This window comes from Streptomyces catenulae, from assembly GCF_000718015.1.
Lineage (GTDB): Bacteria > Actinomycetota > Actinomycetes > Streptomycetales > Streptomycetaceae > Streptomyces > Streptomyces catenulae.
Map to the genome: position 1 here is coordinate 37,907 of NZ_JODY01000007.1, position 25,577 is coordinate 63,483.

The following is a 25,577-nucleotide window of genomic DNA, read 5'->3' on the forward strand; positions in this document are numbered from 1 at the left end:
GGGTACGGCGGGGGTCAGGAGGCGGCCCAGGGCAGCGGGCCGCCGGTGCCCCAGTAGAGGCTCTGCTGCCGCTGGTAGGCGCGGATGCCGTCGCGGCCCTTCTCCCGGCCCAGCCCGCTCTCCTTCATCCCGCCGAACGGGGTGGCCGCGCTGAACTGCTTGTAGGTGTTGATCCACACGGTGGCGGCGTCGATCCGGTCGGCGACCCGCCAGGCGGTGGCCGCGTCGCGGGTCCACAGTCCGCAGGCGAGGCCGTAGACCGTGTCGTTGGCCTGGGCGACGAGGTCGTCCTCGTCGTCGAAGGGCAGCGCGACGAGGACCGGTCCGAAGATCTCCTCCCGGCAGACCCGGGCGGTGGGCGGCAGCCCGTCGAGGATCGTGGGGAGGTAGTAGGCGCCGTCGCGGAAGCGCGCGCCCTCGGGTGCGGCGCCGCCGCAGCGGACCCGGGCGCCCTCCTCGCGAGCCAGATCGACGTAGGCGGCGACGTGGTCGCGGTGGCGGTGGTGGACGAGCGGGCCGACCTGGGTCGCGGGGTCGGTGCCGGGGCCGACGCGCAGGGCGCGGGTCCGGGCGGTCAGTTCGTCGAGGAAGGCGTCGTAGCGGGCGCGGTGGACGAAGAGGCGGGATCCGGCGATGCAGCTCTGGCCGCTGGAGGAGAAGATCCCGAACAAGACCCCGGCCAGGGCGGTTTCGGTGTCCGCGTCGTCGAGGACGACCGTCGGTGACTTGCCGCCCAGTTCCAGCGAGACCGGCATGATCTTGTCGGCGGCGATCCGGCCGATGGCGCGTCCGGTGTGGGTGCCGCCGGTGAACGCGACCTTCCCGACGGCCGGGTGGCGCACGAGCGCGTCGCCGGTGACGGTGCCGGGCCCGGGCAGCACCGCGAGCAGCGCGGGCGGCAGCCCCTCCGCGGCCAGGGCGTGGTGCACGATCCGGCCGAGGGCCAGGGCGACGAGCGGGGTCCACTCGGCGGGCTTGAGCAGCACGGCGTTCCCGGCGGCGAGGGCGGGCGCGAGTTTCTGGGCGTCGCTGGCTATCGGGGAGTTCCAGGGGGTGATGGCGGCGACGACGCCGATCGGGGTGTGGCGGCTGAGGGTGACGTAGTCGCCGCGGGAGGGGGTGACGGCGTCCTCGGCGGTCTCCACGGCGGCGGCGACGTACCGGAAGGTGGCGGCGGCGCTGCGTACCAGGGCGAGGGTCTCGGCGCGGGTCTTGCCGGTGTCGGCGGTCTGGAGTGCGGAGAGCGCGTCGGCGTGGGTGTCGACGAGCGCGGCGACGCGGTGCAGCAGCCGGGCGCGCAGATGCGGCGGCAGGCGGCGCCAGGCCGGGTCGGCGGCGGCGCGGGCGGCGGCGGTGGCCGCGGCGTCGACGTCGGCGGTGCCCGCGCCGGTCACGGTGGTCAGGGTGCGGCCGGTCGCCGGGTCGACGGTGGTGATCGGGGCGCCGGTGCCGCGCCGCCACTCCCCCGCGACCAGGATCTCGTCGGGGGTGGCGCCCGGCGCGGGCACCAGGTCGTCCACCGGTGCGTCGACGGTCATCCGGGGCCTCCTGGGCGGGAGTTGGGCGGGGGTGTGCCGAGCGGATTGCTTCAGCGCCAGAAATCTAAGCACTTAACTATTTCCTGGCAACCCCCGTCGGCCGGAAAACTTTCCCGGTCCAACCCCTTGACGACCCCGCCCCTGCGGTCGGTAGAACTTAAGCGCTTAGAAGCTTTGCGCTTACGGACGGGACATCTCGCGGACTCCCCAACCGCCGCCCCGCCGCGCCTCGCCCTCCCCCCTGCCCTGCCCCTCTCCCGCCCCGCCGCGGGCCTGGAGGAATCCCCGGATGAGCCTTGCCGCCTCCCCGGACCGCGAGACCGGCGCCGCCCGCGCCGCGCTCGCCGCCCGGTTCGAACGACTCCCGCTGTCCCGCTGGCACGTCACCGTCCGCGTCGTCATCGGCGTCGTGACCTTCTTCGAAGCCTTCGACCAACTGCTGATCGCCTACGCGATGCCCGAACTCCGCCAGGAATGGGCGCTGTCCACCGGCGGCGCCACCCTGGTGATGACCGTCGGCTCGGTCGGCATGCTCCTCGGCGCGCTGCTCTCCGGCCGCCTCGCCGACCGGCACGGCCGGGTCACCGTCATCGCCGCCTGCATCGGCCTGTCGGGACTGGCCTCCGCCGCCCTCGCGGCCACGAACGGCCCCGGCTCCTTCATGGCGCTCCGCTTCGTCCAGGGCCTGGCCATCGGCGGGGAGGTGCCGGTCGCCGCCACCTTCATCAGCGAGATCACCCGCAGCCTGGGCCGCGGCCGCTTCGTCCTCCTCTACGAACTGGTCTTCCCCGCCGGGCTCACCGTCGGCGCGCTGGCCGCCGCCTGGATCGTCCCGGCTCTCGGCTGGCGCTGGATGTATCTGCTCGCCGCGCTCCCCGGACTGCTGGCGCTGCTGGTGCGCCGCACCGTCCCCGAGTCCCCGCGCTGGCTCGCCGACCGCGGGCGGCTGCCGGAGGCGGAGGCGACCATGGCGCTGATCGAGCGGAAGGTCGAGGCGGCGACGGGCCGCCCGCTGCCCCCGGTCACCGGCCCCGCCCCGGCGCCCGCGGGCGACGGCCCGGTCGTGCCCGCCACCCCCGCCGAACGCGCCGCCACCGGCGTCCGGGGCCTGTTCACCGGCCGCTACCGCCGCCGCACCCTCGTCCTCGCCGCCCTCTGGTTCACCGGGTACTTCGTCAACTACGGCATCACGTCCTGGCTGCCGAGCATCTACGGCAGCCGCTTCCACCTCTCGCTCGGCGACGCGCTGCTCGCCTCGACAGTCACCTCCGTCGCCGGACTGATCGGCTGTCTGGTCGCCGCGCTCACCGTGGACCGGATCGGCCGCCGCCGGATCTTCCCGCTCTTCCTCGGCGGCACCGCGGCCACCCTGCTCGTCCTCGCCCTGACCGGCGCCGGATCCACCGGCGGCGTCCTGCTGTGGACCTCACTCGCCGCGGTCTGCTTCTTCGGCTCCAACATCTGCCTGTACCTCTACACCCCGGAGCTGTACCCGACCCGGATGCGGGCGCTGGGCTGCGCCGCGGGCGGTGCGGTCAACCGGCTGGGGGTGATCGGCGGGCCCGTCGTCGTCGGCGCGGTGTACGCCGCGTCCGGACTGCCCGCGGTGTTCGCGGTGCTCGCCGCGGTCGCCGCCGCCGGTGCGCTGGCCGCCGCCCTCTTCGCCGAGGAGACCCGCGACCGGCCGCTGGAGGAGGTCTCCCCCTGACCGCAGCACCGGCGGATCGTCCGGGTCGGGCACCGTGTCGGACCAGCCGCCCGGCACACTGCGCCCCTGCCGTTCGCGGAAGCGGACCGGGGGCGTGCCGACCCGGCGGGTGAACAGGCGGCTGAAGTACGCCGGATCGTCGTAGCCGACCCGGCGGGCCACGGCGGCGACGGGCAGCTCCGTCGCCGCCAGCAGCTCCTTGGCCCGGCCCAGCCGGATGCCGAGCAGATAGTCCTTGGGGGTGCACCCGGCGGCCCGGCGCACCGCGGCGCGCAGCGCGGCGGGCGTCATACCGTTCCGCGCCGCGTGCCCGGCCACCGTCAGCGGGGCGAACGCGTCCCGGGCCAGCGCCCGCAGCACCGGGTCGCCGTCCGCCCCGGTCCCGGCGCGGGCCCGGCGCAGCGCGACGAGGAGTTCGTGGACGGCGGCGGAGGTCTCCACCTCCAGGAGCGGGTTGTCGCGGCGCGCGGCGCGGGCGATCCGGCCGACGGCGGCGCGCGGCGCGACGGTGTCGGTGAGCGGCACCGGGCAGCGGTCCGCCTCGATGTACCCCAGCTCCCGGTAGGTGGCGGTGGCCGGTCCGGTGAAGTCGACGAAGCTCTCGTCCCAGCCGCTGTCCGGGTCCGCGCCGTAGTGGTGGACGACGCCCGGCAGCAGCCACAGCAGCGCGGGCGCAGTGATCTCCCGGATCCGGCCGTCGGTCCCCGCGTACCAGCCGCGCCCGGCGCTGATCACCAGCGCGACATGGTGGTCGAGGGTGCGCGGCCCGACCGGCGGCAGCCTGCCGTGCTGGAGACCGACGCCCAGACAGACCAGTCCCAGGCGGTGGTGGACCGGTGTGGGCGTGAAGTAGCGCATCCAGGTGTGGTACATCGCCGCCTCCCCGCCGCCGTCCGCCGCTCCGTCCAATCAGCGCCGATCTTTGTCCATGGACCGCCGCCCCGCCAGGGGGCGAGGGTGGGCGGCACGACGGCGGCGACGGAGGGCGGGCTCCACGGTGACAGGCGAGGCGGCCGCGTTCGCGGTGGGTGAGCGGGAGTTCCTCCAAGGCGGGCGGCCGGTGCGGCTGCTCTCCGGGGCGCTGCACCACTTCCGCGTCCACGAGGAACAGTGGGACCACCGGCTGGCGCTGCTGCGCGCCCTGGGCCTCAACTGCGTGGAGACATACGTCCCGTGGAACCTCCACGAACCCCGCCCCGGCGAGCCGCGGGACGTCGCCGCGGTGGGCCGGTTCCTGGACGCGGTCGGGCGCGCCGGGCTGCGGGCGATCGTCCGGCCCGGCCCGTACATCTGCGCCGAGTGGGAGAACGGCGGGCTGCCGCACTGGCTGACCGGGCCGCTCGGCCGCCGGGTGCGCACCACCGATCCGGCGTATCTGGCGGCGGTGGAGCGGTGGTTCACGGCGCTGCTGCCGCAGATCACCGCCCGCCAGTGCACCACCGGCGGCCCGGTGGTCCTCGTCCAGGTGGAGAACGAGTACGGCTCCTACGGATCGGACACCGCCTATCTGGCGTGGCTGGCGGAGCTGCTGCGCGACCGGGGTGTGACGGTGCCGCTGTTCACCTCCGACGGGCCCGAGGACCACATGCTGACCGGCGGCTCGCTGCCGGGTGTGCTCGCCGCGGTGAACTTCGGCTCGGGCGCCCCGGAGGCGTTCGCCGCGCTCCGCCGCCACCGGCCGTCCGGCCCGCTGTTCTGCGCGGAGCTGTGGTGCGGCTGGTTCGCGCACTGGGGCGAGGAGCCCGCGCCGGACGGTGCGGAGCGGGCGGCACGGGAGCTGCGCGCGGCCCTGGAGTGCGGGGCGTCCGTCAACCTCTACATGGCGCACGGCGGCACCAGCTTCGGCGGCCACGCGGGCGCCAACCGCGCGGGGGAGCTGCACGACGGCCCGCTCCGGCCGACCGTCACCTCCTACGACTACGCCGCCCCGATCGACGAACGCGGCCGCCCCACCGCCAAGTTCACCCTCTTCCGCGAGGCGCTCGCCCCGTACACCGACGCCCCGCCGCCCCCGCCGCCCGCGCCCTGGCCGGTGCTGGCCGCGCCGGTGGACGTCCGCCTCGACCGGTGGGCGGCGCCCGACACGGTCCTGGAGACACTGGGCGGCCCGGAGGTGACCACGCCCGTCCCCGCCACCTTCGAGGAGGTGGACGTGGACCGCGGTCTGGTCCGCTACCGGCTGCGGATCCCGGGCCCCCGGCAGCCGTACCCGCTGCGGCTGCGGGGGCTGCGGGACCGCGCGGTGACGTTCGTGGACGGCGTGCCGGGCCCGGAGCTGGCGGCCGAGGACGCACTGCTCGGCGACGTGGCGGGCCCGGCGGAGGTGGAGCTGTGGGTGGAGTCCCTGGGCCGGGTCAACTACGGTCCCCGCCTCGGCGAGTCCAAGGGCCTCACGGGCGGGGTACTGCACGAGCGCCAGTATCTGCACGGCGTACGGGCGCGGGGCCTGCGGCTGGACGCGCTGGAGGACGCCGCGGCGGTGGCCCGGCTGCCGTTCGGCCCGCCCCGCCCCGGGGCGCGCGGGCTGCACCGCGGCACGGTCACCGTCCCGCCCGGCGCCACCGGCGACGCCCGCCTCGAACTCCCCGGCTGGACCAGGGGCTTCGCCTGGCTCAACGGCTTCCCCCTCGGCCGCTACTGGTCACAGGGTCCCCAACTCGACCTGTACACTCCGGGCCCGGTACTGCACGAGGGCCCCAACGAACTGCTGCTGCTGGAACTGGCCGGAGCGGCGGAGGCGGGCGTACCGCGGCTGGTGCCGTGAGGGGCGGACGGGACCCCGGCGAGACCGTCCGGTCGGCCGTGCCGCGCCACCACGGTCACCCGGCGCTCACCACCGGCCGGACGACGATCTCGTTGACGTCGACGTGCGGGGGCTGGGCGAGGGCGTAGGAAATGGCCTCCGCGACGGCGGTGGCGGGGAGGGCCACGGCGCGGTAGCTCTTCATGGCCTCGCGGGCGGTGGGGTCGCAGATGCCGTCGGCGAGTTCGGACTCGGTCACGCCCGGGGAGACGAGGGTGACCCGGACGGTTCCGGCGGACTCCTGGCGCAACCCCTCGGAGATCGCGCGGACGGCGAACTTGGTGGCGCAGTAGACGGCGGCGGTGGGCGAGACCTCGTACGCGCCGACGGAGGCGAGGGTGACGAGGTGTCCGCCGCCCTGGGCGCGCATCAGGGGCAGGGCGGCGGCGATACCGTGCAGGACACCGCGCACATTGACGTCGATCATGCGGTCCCACTCGTCGGTCCGCAGCGCGTCCAGCGGCGAGAGCGGCATCACCCCGGCGTTGTTGACCAGCACGTCCACCCGGCCGTGACGCTCGTGGGCGGCGGACACGAAGGCGCGGACGTCGTCGGCGTCCGTGACGTCCAGCCGCCGGTACGCCGCGGTGCCGCCCGCGGCGGTGATCTCCTCGGTCAGCGTGGCGAGCCGGTCGGTGCGCCGGGCTCCGAGGAACAGCCGGTGGCCGTCGGCGGCGAGGCGGCGGGCGGTCGCCGCACCGATCCCGCTGCTCGCCCCGGTGACCGCCACGACCTTCGCTGTGTCCGTCATCTCTGCTCTTCCTCTCGGCGGGGCCCGGGGTGCTCGCGGTGGGGCGCGCCCCGCGGGGCCGCCCGTCGGCACCGACCCCGTCGCCCCGGGTGCGGGTCCGTCCTGCCCGGCCGAGTCTGGGCGGACCTGCGGCCACCGGCCAGGACGGGTGCCGCCTGGGTGCAGCACACCCAGGCGGCGCCCCCGCCCCGCGCCCTAGCCTGGGTCCATGACCGCCAATCACCTGGGAGAGTTCCTCCGCGCGCGCCGGGCGGGCCTGCGGCCGCAGGACGTCGGCGCGGTGGGCCACGGCGTGCGCCGGGTCGCCGGACTGCGCCGGGAGGAGGTCGCGGTCCTGGCCGGGGTGAGCATGGACTACTACACCCGCCTGGAACAGGGTCGCGAACGCCGCCCGTCGGCCCAGGTGCTCGACGCGCTCGGCCGCGCCCTGCGCCTGGCCCCCGACGCCCGCGCCCACCTGTACCGGCTGGCCGGGACCGCGCCGGACGGCCCGCCCGCCGCCACCACGGACCGCGTCTCCCCGGCGCTGCGCCGGTTGCTGGACGGCTACCCGGACGCCCCGGCGTTCGTCCTCAACCCGACCCTGGACCTCCTGGCGGGCAACGCCCTGGCCGAGGCCCTGCACTCGCCCTTCGCGCGGGCGGACAACCTGGCCCGGATGGTCTTCCTCGACCCGGTGGGCCGGGAGTTCTACACCCGGTGGAACCGCACCGCGGAGGCCACCGTGGGCCATCTGCGCCAGGCGTCCGGCCTCGCCCCCGGCCACCCCCGGCTGCGGGAGCTGGTCCGTGAACTCACCGCCCACAGCCCGGACTTCACCCGCCTGTGGGACGCCCACACCGTGTGGGGCAAGACCCGGGACGCCAAGCAGCTGCGCCACCCGGACGTCGGGCCCCTGACGCTCGGCTACCAGTCCTTCGACGTGCGCGACGCCCCGGGCCAGCACCTGGTGGTCTACCAGGCCGAACCCGGCAGCCCGAGCGCCCGGGCCCTGGCACTGCTCGGCTCGCTCCACGCCTCCGCGGAGCGGGCCACCCGGTAGCCGGGGGCGGGCCGCCCGGTGGCCGGGCCCGGGGCCGTCTCACACCTCCCGCACCTCGAACCGGTCCAGCACGCACTCCGCCCTGTCGTCGTCACCGGTCTTCCGCAGCCCCACCCAGGTCTCACCGCCGTCGGGCGCGGTGAACTCGTGGGTGAAGGTGGCCGGTGCGGTCGCCACCGGCAGCGGGTGGCGGTCGAGTTCGCGGGGCGCGGGCTCGTCGACGGCGGTGAGCCAGGCGTACTGCCCGGCCTTCTCGTTGACGTAGGAGAAGGAGACCCGGTAGCGGCGTCCGGGGCGGAAGCGGACGGTGTGCGCCACGGTGCGGTACACCACGCCCGGGTTCTCGCCGCGGGACTTCAGCGAGGCGGCGCCGTCGAGGACGTCGTCGACCGCCTTCCCGTTCCAGCCGCGGCGGGTGTACGGCGCATGGCGTGCGCTGAGGTGGGTGCGCGGGTCGGTGGCGCCGCCCGCGTCGCCCTTGACGAAGACGCCCCAGCCCTGCGGGACGTGCGCGAAGTCCTCGTACACCAGCGTCCCGGGCCGGACGCTGTGTCCGGCGCGCACCACCCGGACGTTGTCGAACCGCACCCGCGGCGTCCCGGCCACCGCGGTGAGCGCGAGGGTGACCGGGCCGCCGCCCTCCGGCACGGTGAAGCGGGTGGTCAGCCGCTGGAAGCGGGTGCCGTGCTTCCGGTCGGCGGCGACGTGGTTGACGGCGGTGGAGGTGTCGGTCCAGTTGGCGGCGCGGGTGCCGTCGGCGGTCCGTACCTCCAGCGCGGCGCGGCGCCGCTGCCCGGCCCGCTCCCCCACCTCGATCTGCACGGACGCCGCGTAGTCGCCGGGCGGCAGCCGGTCCAGGCGCTGGGAGACGGTGGCCGCCGCGCCCGCCGCGACGACGAGTTCCGGGTCGCCGAGCGCGCTGGTGACCACGGAGACCGGGCCCTCGGTGCGCCAGTGGGCGGTGCCGCCGTGGAAGCCGGGGTCGGCGACGGCGGTGCCCTCGCCCCAGTGCGGCTCACGGAGGGCGGGCGCCCTGCGCCGGTACACCACGTACGCGGTCCCCGGCTCCGCGTCGAGGGTGATCCGGCCGCCGCGCACCGGCAGCCGCCGCTCCGCCGCGCGGCCCCGGTCGGTGAGGCGGTAGACGTACACCGCGGTGGCGTCCGCCCAGCCGCGCGGCAGCTGCCAGCTGGAGGCGCCGCCGTCCGGGTTGTAGTGGTAGAGCTTCGCCGGGTCGGTGGCGCGGCGCGGCTCCCAGGGCAGCAGATAGCGGTCGCCGTCGAGGACCGTCCGCCCGTCGGTGGTGATCCGGCGGACGCCGTCCGCGTCGGAGACGGCGGTGCGGCCCGGCCCCTCGAAGGTGATCTCGTGCGCGCCCCAGGTGCGGATCGGATACGCCTGGAGGTACTTGGCGGGCAGCGCGTCGCGCCAGACGATCGCGAGGAACGCGTACCAGTCGGTCTTGCCGGTCCAGCCCGCGAAGTTGCCCATCCGGGGCGCGCCCAGCAGCGTCGGCCACTTGTCGGCGAAGACGTCCTTGTGGTGGTTGCGGACGAAGCGGATCAGCCGGGAGTTGATACCGCGGGAGGTGTCGGGCCCGTAGTCGGTCTCGTTGGCCCAGTGCGACCAGAGCGAGGAGCGCTCCAGACCGTGGCCCCATTCGGAGGCGACCTGCCAGCCCTGGTCGCGCAGATGGCGCTGGAGGCGGTCGGAGTTCCAGCCCGATTCGCGGAAGACGTCGAAGTAGAGGGTGGTCAGGCCCGGGTCGGTCTCGGCGCGCAGCCGCGCCAGCCGGGCGGCGATGTTCCCGGAGAGCAGATCGCGGCGGGCGTCGATCCGGTACGACTGGTCGAGCCAGTCCCACTGCTCGTCGGCGGTGTCCACCAGCTCCTCGGAGAAGGCGTGCGCCTCCGGGTACGACTCGGTGGCGTTGACGTGCACCGCGAAGTCGCTGCCCCAGGTCTTCCCGGCGCGCAGCAGCGCGTTGAGGTCGCCGAGGCCACCGGCGCGGACGTTGTAGTTCCCGGCGTAGTCGGGGTGCGCGGAGTCGTGGCCCTCGGACTGGTACCCCTTGAGCAGGGTGAACTGCCGCAGCCCGTCGGTGGCCAGCGCGATCCGCTTGACGTCGTCGAGGGTGGCGAGGAACGGGTTGGTGGCCTGGCTGGCGAAGTTGAACGGGATGTGCGGGACGACCCGCAGATGCTGGGTGTCGGCCCCGGCAGGGGTGACCGCGATGTCGCGGAGCGCGGCGGCCCCGTCCTGCCAGTCGGCGACGCCGTCGCCGTTGCGGTCGCCGGTGACGACGACGGTCGCGTACGGCAGCGGCTCGGTGGCGTCGCGGGGCGCGCCCTTCGCCCGGTGGGTCCACTGACCGGGGCCCACCCACGCCGCGAGGTGGCCGTCGGCGCGGACGGTCTGCCGCCACAGCCGCCCGTTCTCCCAGCTCGTCGCGGCCGTCGGGGTGTCCTGGACGGTGTTGGTCTCGACGGCGGCGGCCAACTGCCCGGTGGCGACGACCGCGTAGGCGCAGCCGGTCGGCTCCGCCTCCGGCACGCCGTCCGGCCGGGGGGTGACCAGGGTGTCGCCGCTGCGGGACTTGTCGAGGTCGATCCGGGCGGCGAGCAGCTGCGCGCCCGGCTGGTCGCTGCGCACGCCCAGCAGCGCGAGACCCGGTATCTCCAGCGTGCCGACGGGCAGCGCCGCGGACTCCTCGATGCCGGTGACCCGCCAGGTGACGGTCGGTCCGGTCACCGCGATCTCCACCCCGATCCGGGTGCCGGAGCCGAGGTCGAGGGTGTAGGTGGCGCGGTCGGCGGCGAGGCGGTGGGTGACCTCGGGGGTGTGCGCCCGCCCGTCGATCAGCACCTCGCGCACCGGGTCCCGCCGCCCGTGCAGCACGGCGCCACCCGCCCGGTCGGTGTACGCGACGATCTGCGGGAACCCGGTGGCGACCCGGACCTCCAGCGCCGCCGAACGCAGCACCGCCTCGCCGCCGCGGGCGCCGGGCGCGGCCAGGGCGGTGCCCGCGCCGAGGGGCAGCGCGGCGGCTGCCGAGGCGAGGGCGGTGGCGGCGACCACCGTCCGCCTGCTGGGGCCGCCCGGATCCGTTCTCTCTTCGTTCACGCGCGCTGTCCTCCCTGATCGCGGCCGCGGGGCTGTCGCCGGACAGCGTGCGGCCGGTGGGGCGGACGCGCCTATGGACAAAGGAGGGAGAGCAGTTGGACTAACGCGGGCGGGGCGTACGCGGGCGGGCCGACCGCCACGCGGCCCGTCCCCGCGGGCACCCACGCGCACCGCCCCGGTACCGGCGGGGCGGGCCGGTACCGGGGCGGTCGGGGTGCGGCGGCGGACCCGGGGGAAGTCCGCCGCCGCGCTGTGGGGAGCGCGTCCCCGCGGGTCAGGCGCCCAGCTGGCCCGCGGCCTTCGCGATGTCCGCGGCGAAGGTGCTCACCTCGGAGTAGACACCGGGCTTGCCGGGACGGGCGCAGCCCTCGCCCCAGGAGACGATGCCGACCTGGATGAACTCGCCCGCGTCGTCCTTGCGGAACATCGGGCCGCCGGAGTCGCCCTGGCAGGTGTCGACGCCGCCGGTGTCGAGCTTGCCGGCGCATATCTCGTCGCCCGGCGTCAGGTCGTCGCCGTACGCCTTCTGGCAGGTGGCGTCGTCGATGAACGGCACCGTCGCCTTCAGGAGGTAGCGCTGCTGGTCGCCGCCCTCCTTGTCGGCGCCCCAACCGGCGATGGTGAAGTCACCGTTGTTGAACTTGTCGTCCTGGGCGATCTTCAGGGTGGGCTGGTCGATCGGCTTCGCCAGCTTGATCAGCGCCCAGTCCTTGCCCTTGCCGTTGTAGCCGGGGGCCTGGAGGACCTCGGTGGACTTGACCGTGACGGCGGCCGAGTCCTCCAGGTCGACGACGCCACCGGTGGCGGTGATGTCGGTGTTCGCGCCGCTGCCGTCGACGCAGTGCGCCGCGGTCAGCACGATGTCCTTGGCGTACAGCGCGCCGCCGCAGCCCATCGACAGCCGGACCATGAAGGGGAATTCACCCTGGTCGGCCTTGGTGCCGCCGACGACCTTGGTGCTCACCGAGCCGGACGCGTCGGGGGCGGGCGCCGCGAAGGCGGTGCCGGGCAGAAGGCTGAAGGCGGCCAGGGCGACGGCACCGGCGGCGGTGGTTCTCTTGAGGTGCTTCAGGGAGCTGCGCAACGGGCTTCCTTTCGTGGGGGGTTGCACGTCGACGACGGACGCGTGCCCCACCGGAGCCGGTGCGCGACACGGCTGCGAAAAGGGCAGCCTGCCGTGCGGCCTGCGGACCCAGTGGGGGATGAGTCCGTAAAGCGCTCTGTGATTATGTGAGCGGACGCTCAGCGTGACAAGGGTGCCCGTCCCGCCAACTCCCCCGGCCCCACTCACCCCAGAGGTCATTCCACGGCCCCGCGGCCCCCGGGAAGCCCCTTCCGCGGCGGACGGATCGCAGGGACCGCGCGGCAAGCGGAACCCGATCGGCCCCGGCTCCGTCCCATGCGTGACCCGAGGAGGCAGACATGTGGACCACCACAGCACAGCGGACCACCCGCACCCCCGCCGGGAAGAGCCGTACCGCGCGGCGCACCCTGGCCGCCCTGATCGCCCTGACCGCCGCCGGTACGGCGCTGGCCGGGTGCGGTGGGGCCGAGCAGACGGTCGGAGCCGCACCGCCCGGCAGGCAGGACGCGTTCGAGCAGCGCGCCGACACCATCGTGCGGGACTGGCCGAAGGTCGAGCCGCTCTCCGGACACAAGGAGGCGCTGCTGCCGCTGGCCGGGGCGGACCGGCCGGACGTCTCGGCGCGGAAGGTGACGGTGACCGTCGGCCACGGCGCCTGCGACGCGAAGTACGGCGCGCACGTACGGGAGTCGGAGAAGCTGGTCGTGGTCTCCGGCTGGAGCCGTAAGAAGGACGACAAGAAGATGTGCACCGCCCAACTGGCCACCGACAAGGTCACGTTGGACCTCAAGCAGCCGCTCGGCCACCGCACCCTCGTCGACGCGGCCACCGGCAAACCGCTGGCCTCGCACCGCTGAGGCCACCCCGAACCGTCCGCACGGCGGCGCGCCACTCCCCGCGGCGCCGCGGCGGACGCCGGGCCGGGGCGGGGCGGAAGAGGCACCGCGGCGTGTGGGGCGCCGCGGTACCTCTCCCTCCCCGCCCCGGTCCGCTTCTCCGTGACGACGGGCCCCGGCCACGGGGCGCGCCGGACGGCGCCGCTCCCCCACCACCCGGGCGCCGCGCCCGCCACGGGCCCGGGAGCGCACGCCACCCCCTAGGCTCACGCCATGAGCCCCTCCATCGCCCGTAACACCCGAGTCGAGCTGCCCGAGCTGCTGGAGTTCGTCCGCCCCCGGCACCGCGCGATCCTGCTGACCCGCCGCTCCGACGGCACCCCGCAGGGCTCGCCGCTGACCTGCGGGGTGGACGACGACGGACGGCTGGTCATGTCGACGTACCCCGAACGCGCCAAGGTCCGCAACGCCCGCCGGGCGCCGTCGGTCAGCGTGATCGTGCTGTCCGACGAGTGGAACGGCCCGTGGGTGCAGATCGACGGCGAGGCCGAGGTGCTCGACGTACCGGAGTCCATCGAGCCGCTGGTCGAGTACTACCGCAACATCGCCGGTACCCACCCGGACTGGGACGAGTACCGGCAGGCCATGCGGGACCAGGGGAAATCCCTGATCCGGGTGATCCCGCGGCGCTGGGGCCCGATCGCCACCGGCGGCTTCCCCGCCCGGTTGGCGGCCGAGGACGGCGGTTCCGGGGAGTGAGGACGGGCCGCCCCGCCCCGGCGTGGGGCGGGTGGCCCGCCAAGAGACGCGCGACGCCCGCCTGCCGGTCGGGGAATCAGGCAGGCGTCGCGGTATGGGCCCCGGTATCGCTCCCGGGACCCATGCCGCCGTACGCCGTTGTACGGGACAGCGGGGGACGTACCGTCACACGGCGAGTGCGCGGTCCGTCGGCTTGATCGGCGCCGGCAGGGCGCTGGCACCGGTGAGGAAGCGGTCCACCCCGCGGGCGGCGGAGCGCCCCTCGGCGATGGCCCACACGATGAGCGACTGGCCGCGCCCCGCGTCACCGGCGACGAACACGCCGGGGACGTTGGTGGCGAACTCCGCGTCACGGGCGATGTTCCCCCGGGCGTCCAGCTCCAGGCCGAACTGCTCGACCAGCCCGTTCTCCCGGTCGGTGCCGGTGAAGCCCATCGCGAGGGTGACCAGCTGCGCGGGGATCTTCCGCTCGGTGCCGGGCTTCTGCACCAACTTACCGTCCGTGAACTCCACCTCCGTCAGGTGCAGCCACTGGACGTTGCCGTCCTCGTCGCCCTCGAAGTGGGTGGTGGAGACGGAGTAGATCCGCTCGCCGCCCTCCTCGTGCGCGGAGGTGACCTTGTAGAGCATCGGGAAGGTCGGCCACGGCTGGCCCGCGGTGCGCTCCTCGCCCGGCCGCGGCATGATCTCCAGCTGGGTGACGGACGCCGCGCCCTGCCGGTGGGCGGTGCCGACACAGTCCGCGCCGGTGTCACCGCCGCCGATGACGACGACGTGCTTACCCTCGGCGGTGATCGGGGCGACGGTCAGATCGCCCTCCTGCACCTTGTTGGCGAGCGGCAGGTACTCCATCGCGAAGTGGATGCCGTTCAGCTCCCGGCCGGGCACCGGCAGATCCCGGGAGGTGGTGGCGCCCGCCGCGATGACGACGGCGTCGTACCGCTTGCGCAGCTTCTTCGCGTCGATGTCGCGGCCGATCTCCGTCTCGGTCCGGAACTTGGTGCCCTCCGCCCGCATCTGCTCGATCCGGCGGTTGATGTGCCGCTTCTCCATCTTGAACTCGGGGATGCCGTACCGCAGCAACCCGCCGATCCGGTCGGCCCGCTCGTAGACCGCGACGGTGTGCCCGGCGCGGGTCAGCTGCTGGGCGGCGGCGAGCCCCGCCGGTCCGGAGCCGATGACGGCGACGGTCTTGCCGGAGAGCCGCTCGGGCGGCTGCGGGGTGACGTCGCCGCTGTCCCACGCCTTGTCGATGATGGTGACCTCGACGTTCTTGATGGTCACCGGCTGCTGGTTGATGCCGAGGACGCACGCCGCCTCACAGGGCGCCGGGCACAGCCGCCCGGTGAACTCCGGGAAGTTGTTGGTGGCGTGCAGCCGCTCGGACGCGGCGCTCCAGTCGTCGCGCCAGGCGTAGTCGTTCCACTCGGGGATGAGGTTCCCCAGCGGGCAGCCGTTGTGGCAGAACGGGATGCCGCAGTCCATACAGCGCGACGCCTGCTCGCTGATGATCGGCAGCAGGGCGCCGGGCCGGTAGACCTCGTTCCAGTCCTGGACGCGCTCGGGCACGGGACGGGCCGTGGCGACCTCACGGTCGTGGTTGAGGAAGCCCTTCGGGTCAGCCATGGGTCGCCGCCTCCATCATCTTCTCGTGGGTCTCGGACTCGGAGAGCCCGGCCTGCTCGGCGGCTTCCTTGGCGGCGAGCACTGCCTGGTAGGTGGGCGGGACGACCTTGCTGAAGCGGGCAGCGGCGGCGTCCCAGTCGGCGAGGAGCTTGGCGGCGACGGTCGAGCCGGTCTCCTCCTGATGGCGGCGCACCACCGTGCGCAGCCACTCCTTGTCGGTGTCGTCCAGCGGACGCACCGCCCCGGCCAGCTCCTTGTTGACGTGCGCGGGGTCGAGGTCGACGACGTACGCGGAGCCGCCCGACATCCCGGCGGCGAAGTTGCGGCCGGTCTCGCCGAGGACGACGGCGCTGCCGCCGGTCATGTACTCGCAGCCGTGGTCGCCGACGCCCTCGGAGACCACCGTGGCGCCGGAGTTACGGACGCAGAACCGCTCCCCGACCCGGCCCCGCAGGTACAGCTCGCCGCCGGTGGCGCCGTAGGCGAGGGTGTTGCCCGCGATGGTGGAGTACTCCGCGAGATGGTCGGCGCCGCGGTCCGGGCGGACCACGATGCGGCCGCCGGAGAGCCCCTTGCCGACGTAGTCGTTGGCGTCGCCCTCCAGGCGCAGCGTGACGCCGCGCGGCAGGAACGCGCCGAAGGACTGTCCGGCGGAGCCGGTGAAGGTGAGGTCGACGGTGTCGTCGGGGAGCCCGGCGCCGCCGAACTTCTTGGTGACCTCGTGGCCGAGCATGGTGCCGACGGTGCGGTTGATGTTGCGGATCGCGAGCTGGGCCCGGACCGGCTGCGCCTCCTCGGCGGTCTCCGCGGACAGCGCGTCGGCGGCGAGCCGGATCAGCTCGTTGTCCAGCGCCTTCGCCAGCCCGTGGTCCTGGCCGGTGGCCTGGTGGCGGACGGCGCCCTCGGGCAGCTCGGGGACGTGCAGCAGCGGCGCGAGGTCGAGGCCCTGGGCCTTCCAGTGGTCCACCGCCCGTGTGGTGTCGAGGAGTTCGGCGTGGCCGATCGCCTCGTCGAGGGTGTAAAAGCCCAGCTCGGCGAGGAGTTCGCGGACCTCCTCGGCGATGAACTCGAAGAAGTTGACGACGTACTCGGCCTTGCCGCTGAACCGCTCGCGCAGCACCGGGTTCTGGGTGGCGATACCGACCGGGCAGGTGTCGAGGTGGCAGACGCGCATCATCACGCAGCCGGAGACGACCAGCGGCGCGGTCGCGAAACCGAACTCCTCGGCGCCCAGCAGCGCCGCGATGACCACGTCCCGGCCGGTCTTCAGCTGACCGTCGGTCTGCACCACGATCCGGTCGCGCAACCCGTTGAGCAGCAGCGTCTGCTGTGCCTCGGCCAGCCCCAGCTCCCAGGGGCCGCCCGCGTGCTTGAGGGAGGTGAGCGGGGAGGCGCCCGTACCGCCGTCGTGGCCGGAGATGAGGACGACGTCCGCGTGCGCCTTGGAGACACCGGCGGCGACGGTGCCGACGCCGACCTCGGAGACCAGCTTGACGTGGATCCGCGCCGCCGGGTTGGCGTTCTTCAGGTCGTGGATCAGCTGCGCGAGATCCTCGATGGAGTAGATGTCGTGGTGCGGCGGCGGGGAGATCAGGCCGACGCCGGGCGTCGAGTGCCGGGTCTTCGCCACCCACGGGTAGACCTTGTGGCCGGGCAGCTGACCGCCCTCGCCGGGCTTGGCGCCCTGGGCCATCTTGATCTGGATGTCGTCGGCGTTGACGAGGTACTCGCTGGTCACCCCGAAGCGGCCGGAGGCGACCTGCTTGATGGACGAGCGGCGCGCCGGGTCGTACAGCCGCTCCGGGTCCTCGCCGCCCTCACCGGTGTTGGACTTGCCGCCCAGCCGGTTCATGGCGATCGCCAGCGTCTCGTGCGCCTCCTGCGAGATGGAGCCGTACGACATGGCGCCGGTGGAGAACCGCTTGACCAGCTCGGAGGCGGGTTCGACCTCGTCGATCGGCACCGCCGGGCGGTCCGCCTTGAGGCCGAAGAGGCCGCGCAGCGTCATCAGCCGCTCGGACTGCTCGTTCACCCGGTCCGTGTACTGCTTGAAGATGTCGTAGCGGCGGGCGCGGGTGGAGTGCTGGAGCCGGAAGACGGTGTCCGGGTCGAAGAGGTGCGGTTCGCCCTCGCGGCGCCACTGGTACTCGCCGCCGATCTCCAGCGCGCGGTGGCTGGCGGCGATGCCGGACGCCGGGTACGCCTTGGCGTGCCTCGCCGCGACCTCCTCGGCGACGATGTCCAGGCCCGCGCCGCCGATCTTGGTGGCGGTGCCGTGGAAGTAGGTGTCGACGAACGCGTCGTCCAGCCCGACCGCCTCGAAGACCTGCGCGCCGCGGTAGGAGGCGACGGTCGAGATGCCCATCTTGGACATGACCTTCAGGACGCCCTTGCCGAGCGCCTTGATGAGGTTGCGGATGGCGGCCTCGGGGTCGGTGCCCGCGGGCAGGAAGGTCCCGGCGCGGACCAGGTCCTCGACGGACTCCATCGCCAGGTACGGGTTGACCGCGGCGGCGCCGTAGCCGATCAGCAGCGCGACATGGTGCACCTCGCGGACGTCCCCCGCCTCGACCAGCAGCCCCACCTGGGTGCGCTGCTTGGTACGGATGAGGTGGTGGTGGACGGCCGAGGTGAGCAGCAGCGACGGGATCGGGGCGTGCTCGGCGTCGGAGTGCCGGTCGGAGAGGACGATCAGCCGGGCACCGGCCTCGATGGCGGTGGCGGCCTCCGCGCAGATCTCCGCCAGCCGCGCCGCGAGCGCCTCGCCCCCGCCGCCGACCCGGTAGAGACCGGAGAGCGTCACGGCCTTCATCCCGGGCATGTCGCCGTCGGCGTTGATGTGGATGAGCTTGGCCAGCTCGTCGTTGTCGATCACCGGGAACGGCAGGGTGACACTGCGGCAGGAGTCCGCGGTCGGCTCCAGCAGGTTGCCGGACGGACCGAGCGAGGAGATCAGCGAGGTGACCAGCTCCTCCCGGATGGCGTCCAGCGGCGGGTTGGTGACCTGCGCGAACAGCTGGGTGAAGTAGTCGAAGAGCAGCCGCGGCCGGGCCGAGAGCGCGGCGATCGGCGAGTCGGTGCCCATCGAACCGATCGGCTCGGCGCCGGAGTTCGCCATCGGCGCGAGCAGGACCCGCAGCTCCTCCTCGGTGTAGCCGAAGGTCTGCTGGCGGCGGGTGACCGAGGCGTGGGTGTGCACGATGTGCTCGCGCTCGGGCAGGTCGGCGAGGTCGATCAGCCCCTCGTCCAGCCACTCCTGGTACGGGTGGGCACCGGCCAGCTCCGCCTTGATCTCGTCGTCCTCGATGATGCGGTGCTCGGCGGTGTCGACGAGGAACATCCGGCCCGGCTGGAGGCGGCCCTTGCGGACGACCTTGGCGGGGTCGATGTCGAGGACGCCGACCTCGGAGGAGAGCACGACCAGCCCGTCGTCGGTGACCCAGTAGCGGCCGGGGCGCAGCCCGTTGCGGTCGAGGACCGCGCCGACCTGCGTACCGTCGGTGAAGGTGACGCACGCCGGGCCGTCCCAGGGCTCCATCATCGTGGAGTGGTAGCGGTAGAACGCGCGCCGGGCCGGGTCCATCGACGGGGAGTTCTCCCACGCCTCGGGGACCATCATGAGCACCGCGTGCGGCAGCGACCGGCCGCCGAGGTGCAGCAGCTCCAGGACCTCGTCGAAGGAGGCGGAGTCGGAGGCGTCCGGCGTACAGACCGGGAAGAGCCGGTCGACATCCAGATCGCCGAAGAGCCGCGAGGCGAGCTGCGATTCGCGGGCCCGCATCCAGTTGCGGTTCCCCTTGACGGTGTTGATCTCACCGTTGTGCGCGACGAAGCGGTACGGGTGGGCCAGCGGCCAGCTCGGGAAGGTGTTGGTGGAGAACCGCGAGTGGACCAGGGCGATGGCCGAGGCGAAGCGGCGGTCGGAGAGGTCCGGGAAGAACGGCTCCAGCTGCCCGGTGGTGAGCATGCCCTTGTAGACCAGGGTGCGGGCGGAGAGCGACGGGAAGTAGACGCCCGTCTCACGCTCGGCGCGCTTGCGCAGCGCGAACGCCTTGCGGTCCAGCGCCAGCCCGGTGCTCTCCCCATCCGAGACGAACAGCTGGGAGAAGGCCGGCATGGTGGCGCGGGCGCCGTTGCCGAGGAGCGCCGGGGCGACGGGGACGACGCGCCAGCCGAGGACCGTCAGGCCCTCCTCGGCGGCGATCGTCTCGATCTGCGAGACGGCGGCAGCCGCCTGCTGGGCCTCGGCGGGCAGGAAGGCGATGCCGACGGCGTATCCGCCGGCCTCGGGGAGGTCGAAGGTGACCTCCTCGCGCAGGAACGCGTCCGGCACCTGGAGGAGGATGCCCGCGCCGTCGCCCGAATCGGGCTCGGAGCCGGTGGCACCGCGGTGCTCCAGGTTGGTCAGCACCGTGAGCGCCTGCTCGACCAGCGCGTGACCGGGCTCGCCGGTGAGGGTGGCCACGAAGCCGACACCGCAGGCGTCGTGCTCGTTGCGCGGGTCGTACATCCCCTGCGGGGCGGGGCGCCCGTCCATGGGCGACCAGGCGGCGCGGGTGGCGCCGGCGGTGGCCGCGGAGTGCGTGGACGCGGAACGCATCGGCTCTCCCAACGTCGTCGTGGCATAGGCACTGCCGAGGGACGACGTTGGCCCTCCGCGAAATTTCGTGCAGGTTACAGGATGGCTCGCTTCTCGGGAAGCGGGATAGAGCCTTCCAACATGCGGACACCGTGACTGCGGTGCGCGAGGTCGCGGACGGACAACCCGGTCCGGAAACGGGGCGCCCACCGGGCGACATTGCCCGTGTGGCGCCCCGGCCTTATGCCCGGCGGTCAGCTACATGAAACCGTCGGGTAACTCAATAATTATGCGAGCCCCCGCATGGGAGCGTCACCCTACGACTGTTCCGAACACCGTTCCCAGGATGTACGTCACACCCGCGGCGGCGCCACCGAGGAGCAGCTGCCGCACCCCGCTGAACCACCACGAGCGGGCCGTCACCCGCGCCACGACCGCCCCGCACGCGAAGAGTCCGATCAGCGCCAGCACCACCGCGGGCCACAGCGCGGAAGCGCCCAACAGGTAAGGAAGTACGGGCAGCAACGCGCCCAGCGCAAAGGATCCGAAGGAGGACACCGCGGCGACGGTGGGCGACGGAAGGTCGGACGGATCGACGCCCAGCTCCTCGCGGGCGTGGATCTCCAGCGCCTGCTCGGGGTCGCGGGAGAGCTGTTCGGCGACCTTCCGGGCCAGCTCCGGCTCCACCCCGCGCGAGACGTAGAGGGCGGCGAGTTCGTCCCGCTCGTCCTTCGGGTGCTTCCGCAGCTCGGCGCGTTCGATGTCCAGCTCGGCGAGGACCAGCTCCCGCTGGGAGGCGACCGAGGTGTACTCACCGGCGGCCATCGAGAAGGCACCGGCGGCGAGCCCCGCCAGCCCGGTGATGATGAGCGTCTGCTGGGAGACCGCGCCACCGGCGACGCCGGTCATCAGCGCGAGGTTCGAGACCAGCCCGTCCATGGCGCCGAAGACGGCGGGGCGCAGCCAGCCGCCGTTGACGTCGCGGTGGGTGTGGTTGTCGCGGTGGGCGACGTGGGTCGGCGCCGAGGCATCCATGACATCGGTGACGGACATAGGGACCTGCTCCCTTCGACGAGGTGTGGGCCGCTGTTCGGCACTTTCCCCTCCAACACCTCGAAACTAGGCGTGACGCCCCCTCCACCGCTAGCAAGGAAGGCCGAACTTACCTCTCTGACCTGCGGTTTTGTCCGGGCGTCGGGGGTGAGATCCCGATCACAGGCCGCTGCGGGGCACCGTGACGACGGTCTGCGCGACGCCGTTCGGGTGAACGGCAGCACCGGTCCGGCCGGGCGCCGGGCGCGGGCGGCGCGCACCGCCGTGGGCGCACACGACACCGCGCCGGGCGGAACCCCTGGGTTCCGCCCGGCGCGGTGGTGGGATACGGCCGCCGCCCGGGGCGACGGCGGCTCAGCTCTTCTTGCCGCCGCTCCCGGCGGTCTTCGCCCCGCCGTCGGCACCGGCGTCGGACGTGGCCTCCTCGGACCCGGCGTCGGCGTCCTCGTCGGTCGCGGGGTCGGGCTCCTTCTCCGCGGACCCGTCCGCCGCCGCCTTCGCCGCCTCCGGGGCACCGTCCGCGTCCGCACCGGCCAGGGCTTCCTCCTGCGCGCCCGGCTCGACGATCTCCTCGCGGCCCGGCACCCGCCGGGACGAGATGACCATGTAGAGAACGGCGAGGACCAGGCCGATCAGCGCGGTCCAGACGTTGAGCCGCAGCCCGAGGATGTGGTGCGCCTCGTCGACCCGCATCTCCTCGATCCAGGCGCGGCCCGCGCAGTACGCCGCGACATACAGCGCGAAGGCGCGGCCGTGGCCGAGGCGGAAGCGCTTGTCGGCCCAGATCACCAGCGCGGCGACGCCCAGGCACCACAGGCACTCGTAGAGGAACGTCGGGTGGTAGGTGCCGCCGATCCGGCCGATCGCCGGGTCGTCGCTGATCTTCAGCGCCCACGGCACATCGGTCGGACGGCCGTACAGCTCCTGGTTGAACCAGTTGCCCCAGCGGCCGATGGCCTGGCCGATGGCGAGACCGGGGGCGAGCGCGTCGCAGTAGGCGGGGAGCGGGATACCGCGGCGGCGGCAGCCGATCCAGGCGCCGACCGCGCCGAGCGCCACCGCGCCCCAGATCCCGAGACCGCCCTCCCACACCTTGAAGGCGTCGAGCGGATGGCCGTCCTTGCCGAAGTACGGCTCGTACGTCGTGATGACGTGGTAGAGCCGCCCACCGACGAGGCCGAAGGGCACCGCCCAGACGGCGATGTCCGCCACCGTGCCGGACCGGCCGCCGCGCTGCACCCAGCGCTTGTTGCCGAGCCAGACGCCCAGGAAGACACCGATGATGATGCAGAACGCGTAGCCCCGGAGCGGGATCGGGCCGAGATGTACGACGCCGACCGACGGGCTGGGAATGAATGCGAGGTCCATGGCAGTCACGACGCTACCCCGCCGGACGGGGTCGGCGGCAACCCGCCCGGCAACGGCTGCGTAACGACCGTCACACCTTGGCGACCGGACCGGGCGGGCCCCGCACCGCGTGGTCAGCGCACCGGCGTGGCGGGCTTCGCGGGCTGCTTGCCCTTGTTGGCGTCGAGCACCATCTTCTTGAAGTCCGCGGGCGTGAACTGCCCGTTCTTCTCCTTTGCCAGATCCTTGCCGTTGAGCAGCACGGTCGGGGTGCCGCGGAACCCGGTCTTGGTGAACGCGTCGTTGGACCGCCGCACGAAGTCGTTGTACGTACCGGACCGGACGCACTGCGTGAACGCGTCCCCGGCCAGCCCCGGGACCTTGTCGGCGAGCTGGATCAGCTTCTTCTTGTCGGCGAACGCGTCCTGCTGCTCCGGCGGCTGGTTGCTGTAGAGGACGTCGTGGTAGGCGCGGAAGTGACCGGCGTGCTGGGCGCAGAGCGCGGCGTTGGCGGCGTTGAGGGAGCCGGTGCCGCCTCCGTTGCCGTCGATGATCGTGACGAGGTGGTACTCGCTCTTCAGCTGTCCGGCGTCCTCCAGCTCGTGGATGACCGGGCGGAAGCCGGTCTCGAACTGCTGGCAGGCGGGGCAGCGGAAGTCCTCCCAGACCGTCAGGGTGGAGGGGGCACCGGCCGAGCCGACCGGCACCGCGGGCCGGTCGCCGCCGCGGGCGCCCTTCGGCACCGCCAGCGGCTTGGCGCTCTCCTCGCCCCCGCCGGAGTGGGTCGCCCAGACGGCGATGCCGCCGGCCACCGCGAGGATCAGGACCACCGCTCCGCCGACGATCGCCTGGCGGTTGCGCCGGGCCTTGGCCTTCTCCTTCTCACGCTGTGCCTTCAGCCGCTCGCGGGCGTTGCTCTTACCGTCATCGTTCTTCTGGCTCACCCCAGGAAAACGAAGCGGAGGGGCGCTGCCGCACCCCTCCGCACCGATGTTCGCCCTATCGGGGGACGGAACCCGCCGCGCCGCACACACGTGCCCGCGGCCCGCCCCGGCCGACGGCGGCGTCAGGACCGCTTGCGCACCCCGGCGGCCAGCTCCCCGGCCAGCGTCCGGACCCCGGCGAGCCCGGCCTCCAGATCGTGCTCGTCGGCCAGCATCCGCTGCACGAACGCCGAGCCGACGATGACACCGTCGGCGAACTGCGCGACCTCCGCGGCCTGTTCGGGGTTGGAGACGCCGAGGCCGACGCAGACCGGCAGGTCGGTGGTGGCGCGGGTGCGGCGGACCAGCTCCTGCGCCTCGTGGCCGACCGACTCGCGGGTGCCGGTGACGCCCATCAGCGACGCCGCGTAGACGAAGCCGCTGCCCGCCGCGGTGATCTCGGCGAGGCGGGCGTCGCGGGTGCTGGGCGCGACGACGAAGACGGTCGCCAGACCGTGCTTCTCCGCCGCCGCACACCACTCCGCGGCCTCCTGCACCGGCAGGTCCGGCAGGATGCACCCGGCGCCGCCCGCGGCGGCCATCTCGGCGGCGAACCGCTCGACGCCGTAGCGGTAGACCGGGTTCCAGTACGTCATGCAGAGCACCGGCGCACCGGTGGCGGCGTGCGCCTCGCCGACCGTGCGGATCACGTCGGGGATCCGCACGCCGCCGCGGAGCGCGATGTCGTCCGCGGTCTGGATGACCGGCCCGTCGAGGACCGGGTCGCTGTGCGGCAGCCCGATCTCGACGATGTCGCAGCCGCCCTCCAGCATCGCCCTCGCCGCCCGGATGCCGCCGTCCACGGTCGGGAACCCGGCGGGAAGGTAGCCGACCAGCGCGGCGCGGTTCTCCTCGCGCGCCGTCGCCAGCACCGAGTCCAGCAGGGCGATGTTGCCCGTCGTGCCCGTCATCACTTCTCCCCCTCGCCGCTGCCGGCGTGGTCGCCCGCGTTGTCGTACAGCCCGAAGTAGCGGGCCGCGGTGTCCATGTCCTTGTCGCCCCGGCCCGAGAGGTTCACCAGCAGCAGGCCGTCGGGGCCCAGCTCACGGCCCAGCTCCAGGGCACCGGCCAGCGCGTGCGCGCTCTCGATGGCCGGGATGATGCCCTCGGTGCGCGACAGCAGCCGCAGCGCCTGCATCGCCGCGTCGTCGGTGACCGCGCGGTACTCGGCCCGCCCGCTGTCCTTGAGGTACGAGTGCTCCGGGCCGATGCCCGGGTAGTCGAGACCGGCGGAGATCGAGTACGGCTCGGTGATCTGCCCGTCCTCGTCCTGGAGGACGTACGAGCGCGAACCGTGCAGGATGCCGGGGCTGCCCTCGGTGAGGGTCGCGGCGTGCTCGCCGGTGGCGATGCCGTGGCCGCCGGGCTCGCAGCCGACCAGCCGCACACTCTCGTCGGGCAGGAAGGCGTGGAAGAGGCCGATGGCGTTGGAGCCGCCGCCGACGCAGGCGACCGCGGCGTCGGGCAGCCGCCCGGCGCGCTCGACGATCTGCCGCCGCGCCTCGACGCCGATGACGCGGTGGAAGTCGCGGACGAGCGCCGGGAAGGGGTGCGGGCCCGCGACCGTGCCGAAGAGGTAGTGGGTGCGGTCGACGTTGGCGACCCAGTCGCGGAACGCCTCGTTGATGGCGTCCTTCAGGGTGCGGCTGCCGGAGGTCACGGCGATGACCTCGGCGCCGAGCATCCGCATCCGGGCGACGTTCAGCGCCTGCCGCTCGGTGTCGATCTCGCCCATGTAGATGGTGCAGTCGAGGCCGAAGAGGGCGCAGGCGGTGGCGGTGGCGACGCCGTGCTGACCGGCGCCGGTCTCCGCGATGACGCGGGTCTTGCCCATCCGCTTGGTGAGCAGCGCCTGCCCCAGCACGTTGTTGATCTTGTGCGAGCCGGTGTGGTTGAGGTCCTCGCGCTTGAGGAACACCCGGGCGCCACCGGCGTGTTCGGCGAACCGCGACACCTCGGTCAGGGCGCTGGGACGGCCCGTGTAGTTGACCATCAGCTCGTCCAGCTCGGCGGCGAACGCCGGGTCGGCCTTGGCCTTCTCGTACTCGGCGGCCACCTCGTCGACCGCGGCGACCAGCGCCTCGGGGATGAACTTGCCGCCGAAGGCACCGAAGTAGCCCGAGGGGCCGGGAACCAGCCCCTCCGGGTCGGGCACGAAGAAATCGGAGGACATCTGACGCACTCCTCTGCCGGGGCCCTCGCCCCGGACTGGGTCTGTCGGAAAGGTGAGAAAGGGATGGGAAGGGTGTGGAGAAGCAAGGGGGGCGTGCGCCGCCCGCGCGATCGGTGCGCGGGGCGCGCGGTACGCCGACGGAACCGGCCGCCGGTGACTCCCGGTCGCCGTA

At 73.7% G+C, this 25,577-nt stretch carries 16 protein-coding genes and 1 pseudogene; 5 read left to right on the forward strand and 12 right to left on the reverse strand.

Features of this window, described 5'->3' with window-relative positions; translation table 11 throughout:
- Positions 1–14: 14 nt before the first annotated feature.
- Positions 15–1,538, reverse strand: a complete 1,524-nt coding sequence (locus tag IF23_RS0108820; protein WP_051739436.1) for an aldehyde dehydrogenase family protein — start codon at positions 1,536–1,538, stop codon at positions 15–17.
- Between the two features lie 289 nt (positions 1,539–1,827).
- Between IF23_RS0108820 and IF23_RS0108825 the strand changes: the two genes are divergently transcribed.
- Positions 1,828–3,246: an MFS transporter gene (locus tag IF23_RS0108825; protein ID WP_030281624.1), complete on the forward strand. Its 1,419-nt coding sequence runs from the start codon at positions 1,828–1,830 to the stop codon at positions 3,244–3,246.
- A gap of 3 nt (positions 3,247–3,249) precedes the next feature.
- Here IF23_RS0108825 and IF23_RS0108830 read toward each other — a convergent pair.
- A pseudogene (locus IF23_RS0108830) lies at positions 3,250–4,119 on the reverse strand (helix-turn-helix domain-containing protein); the annotation flags it as partial.
- 124 nt (positions 4,120–4,243) lie between these two features.
- Between IF23_RS0108830 and IF23_RS0108835 the strand changes: the two are divergent.
- Entirely contained in the window at positions 4,244–6,010 is a 1,767-nt protein-coding gene (locus IF23_RS0108835; RefSeq protein WP_245654934.1) for a beta-galactosidase, read from the forward strand.
- A 55-nt stretch (positions 6,011–6,065) separates the two neighbouring features.
- Here IF23_RS0108835 and IF23_RS0108840 read toward each other — a convergent pair whose 3' ends face one another.
- On the reverse strand, positions 6,066–6,800 hold the full coding sequence (locus IF23_RS0108840; RefSeq protein WP_030281629.1) for an SDR family oxidoreductase: 735 nt from the start codon (positions 6,798–6,800) through the stop codon (positions 6,066–6,068).
- Between the two features lie 208 nt (positions 6,801–7,008).
- Here IF23_RS0108840 and IF23_RS0108845 point away from each other — a divergent pair, with 208 nt between their 5' ends.
- Positions 7,009–7,842 (forward strand): helix-turn-helix transcriptional regulator, encoded by an 834-nt coding sequence (locus IF23_RS0108845; RefSeq protein WP_030281631.1) that lies wholly within the window; start codon positions 7,009–7,011, stop codon positions 7,840–7,842.
- Between the two features lie 39 nt (positions 7,843–7,881).
- On the opposite strand, the gene IF23_RS0108850 is transcribed toward IF23_RS0108845, so the two are convergent.
- Together IF23_RS0108850 and IF23_RS0108855 are read right to left on the reverse strand one after the other, a co-directional pair.
- A complete protein-coding gene (locus IF23_RS0108850; protein ID WP_030281633.1) occupies positions 7,882–10,965 on the reverse strand; it encodes an endo-alpha-N-acetylgalactosaminidase family protein in 3,084 nt (1,027 codons plus the stop codon).
- A 274-nt stretch (positions 10,966–11,239) separates the two neighbouring features.
- A complete protein-coding gene (locus tag IF23_RS0108855; protein ID WP_030281635.1) occupies positions 11,240–12,049 on the reverse strand; it encodes a S1 family peptidase in 810 nt (269 codons plus the stop codon).
- A 338-nt stretch (positions 12,050–12,387) separates the two neighbouring features.
- On the opposite strand from IF23_RS0108855, the gene IF23_RS0108860 reads away from it, so the two are divergent.
- Both IF23_RS0108860 and IF23_RS0108865 read left to right on the forward strand, forming a co-directional pair.
- Positions 12,388–12,906, forward strand: a complete 519-nt coding sequence (locus IF23_RS0108860) for a hypothetical protein (protein WP_245654935.1) — start codon at positions 12,388–12,390, stop codon at positions 12,904–12,906.
- A 252-nt stretch (positions 12,907–13,158) separates the two neighbouring features.
- Positions 13,159–13,644: a PPOX class F420-dependent oxidoreductase gene (locus IF23_RS0108865; RefSeq protein WP_030281638.1), complete on the forward strand. Its 486-nt coding sequence runs from the start codon at positions 13,159–13,161 to the stop codon at positions 13,642–13,644.
- A 165-nt stretch (positions 13,645–13,809) separates the two neighbouring features.
- Here the strand turns inward: IF23_RS0108865 and IF23_RS0108870 are convergent, their stop codons facing one another.
- The 7 genes from IF23_RS0108870 to trpB all read right to left on the reverse strand — a co-directional run bounded on the left by IF23_RS0108870 (position 13,810) and on the right by trpB (position 25,405).
- Complete coding sequence (locus IF23_RS0108870) at positions 13,810–15,270, reverse strand: glutamate synthase subunit beta (RefSeq protein ID WP_030281641.1); 1,461 nt, start codon at positions 15,268–15,270, stop codon at positions 13,810–13,812.
- Entirely contained in the window at positions 15,263–19,870 is a 4,608-nt protein-coding gene (gltB, locus tag IF23_RS0108875) for a glutamate synthase large subunit (RefSeq protein WP_051739437.1), read from the reverse strand. The genes IF23_RS0108870 and gltB overlap by 8 nt, the downstream gene beginning before the upstream one ends.
- Before the next feature lie 291 nt (positions 19,871–20,161).
- Positions 20,162–20,902: a VIT1/CCC1 transporter family protein gene (locus IF23_RS0108880; protein WP_030281646.1), complete on the reverse strand. Its 741-nt coding sequence runs from the start codon at positions 20,900–20,902 to the stop codon at positions 20,162–20,164.
- A 354-nt stretch (positions 20,903–21,256) separates the two neighbouring features.
- On the reverse strand, positions 21,257–22,270 hold the full coding sequence (gene lgt, locus IF23_RS0108885; protein ID WP_030281648.1) for a prolipoprotein diacylglyceryl transferase: 1,014 nt from the start codon (positions 22,268–22,270) through the stop codon (positions 21,257–21,259).
- Positions 22,271–22,383: 113 nt separating this feature from the next.
- Positions 22,384–23,193: a DsbA family protein gene (locus IF23_RS0108890; RefSeq protein WP_030281650.1), complete on the reverse strand. Its 810-nt coding sequence runs from the start codon at positions 23,191–23,193 to the stop codon at positions 22,384–22,386.
- A 122-nt stretch (positions 23,194–23,315) separates the two neighbouring features.
- Positions 23,316–24,143, reverse strand: coding sequence for a tryptophan synthase subunit alpha (gene trpA, locus IF23_RS0108895; protein ID WP_030281651.1), 828 nt, complete (start codon positions 24,141–24,143; stop codon positions 23,316–23,318).
- On the reverse strand, positions 24,143–25,405 hold the full coding sequence (trpB, locus tag IF23_RS0108900; protein ID WP_030281653.1) for a tryptophan synthase subunit beta: 1,263 nt from the start codon (positions 25,403–25,405) through the stop codon (positions 24,143–24,145). The genes trpA and trpB overlap by 1 nt, the downstream gene beginning before the upstream one ends.
- Positions 25,406–25,577: the final 172 nt, after the last annotated feature.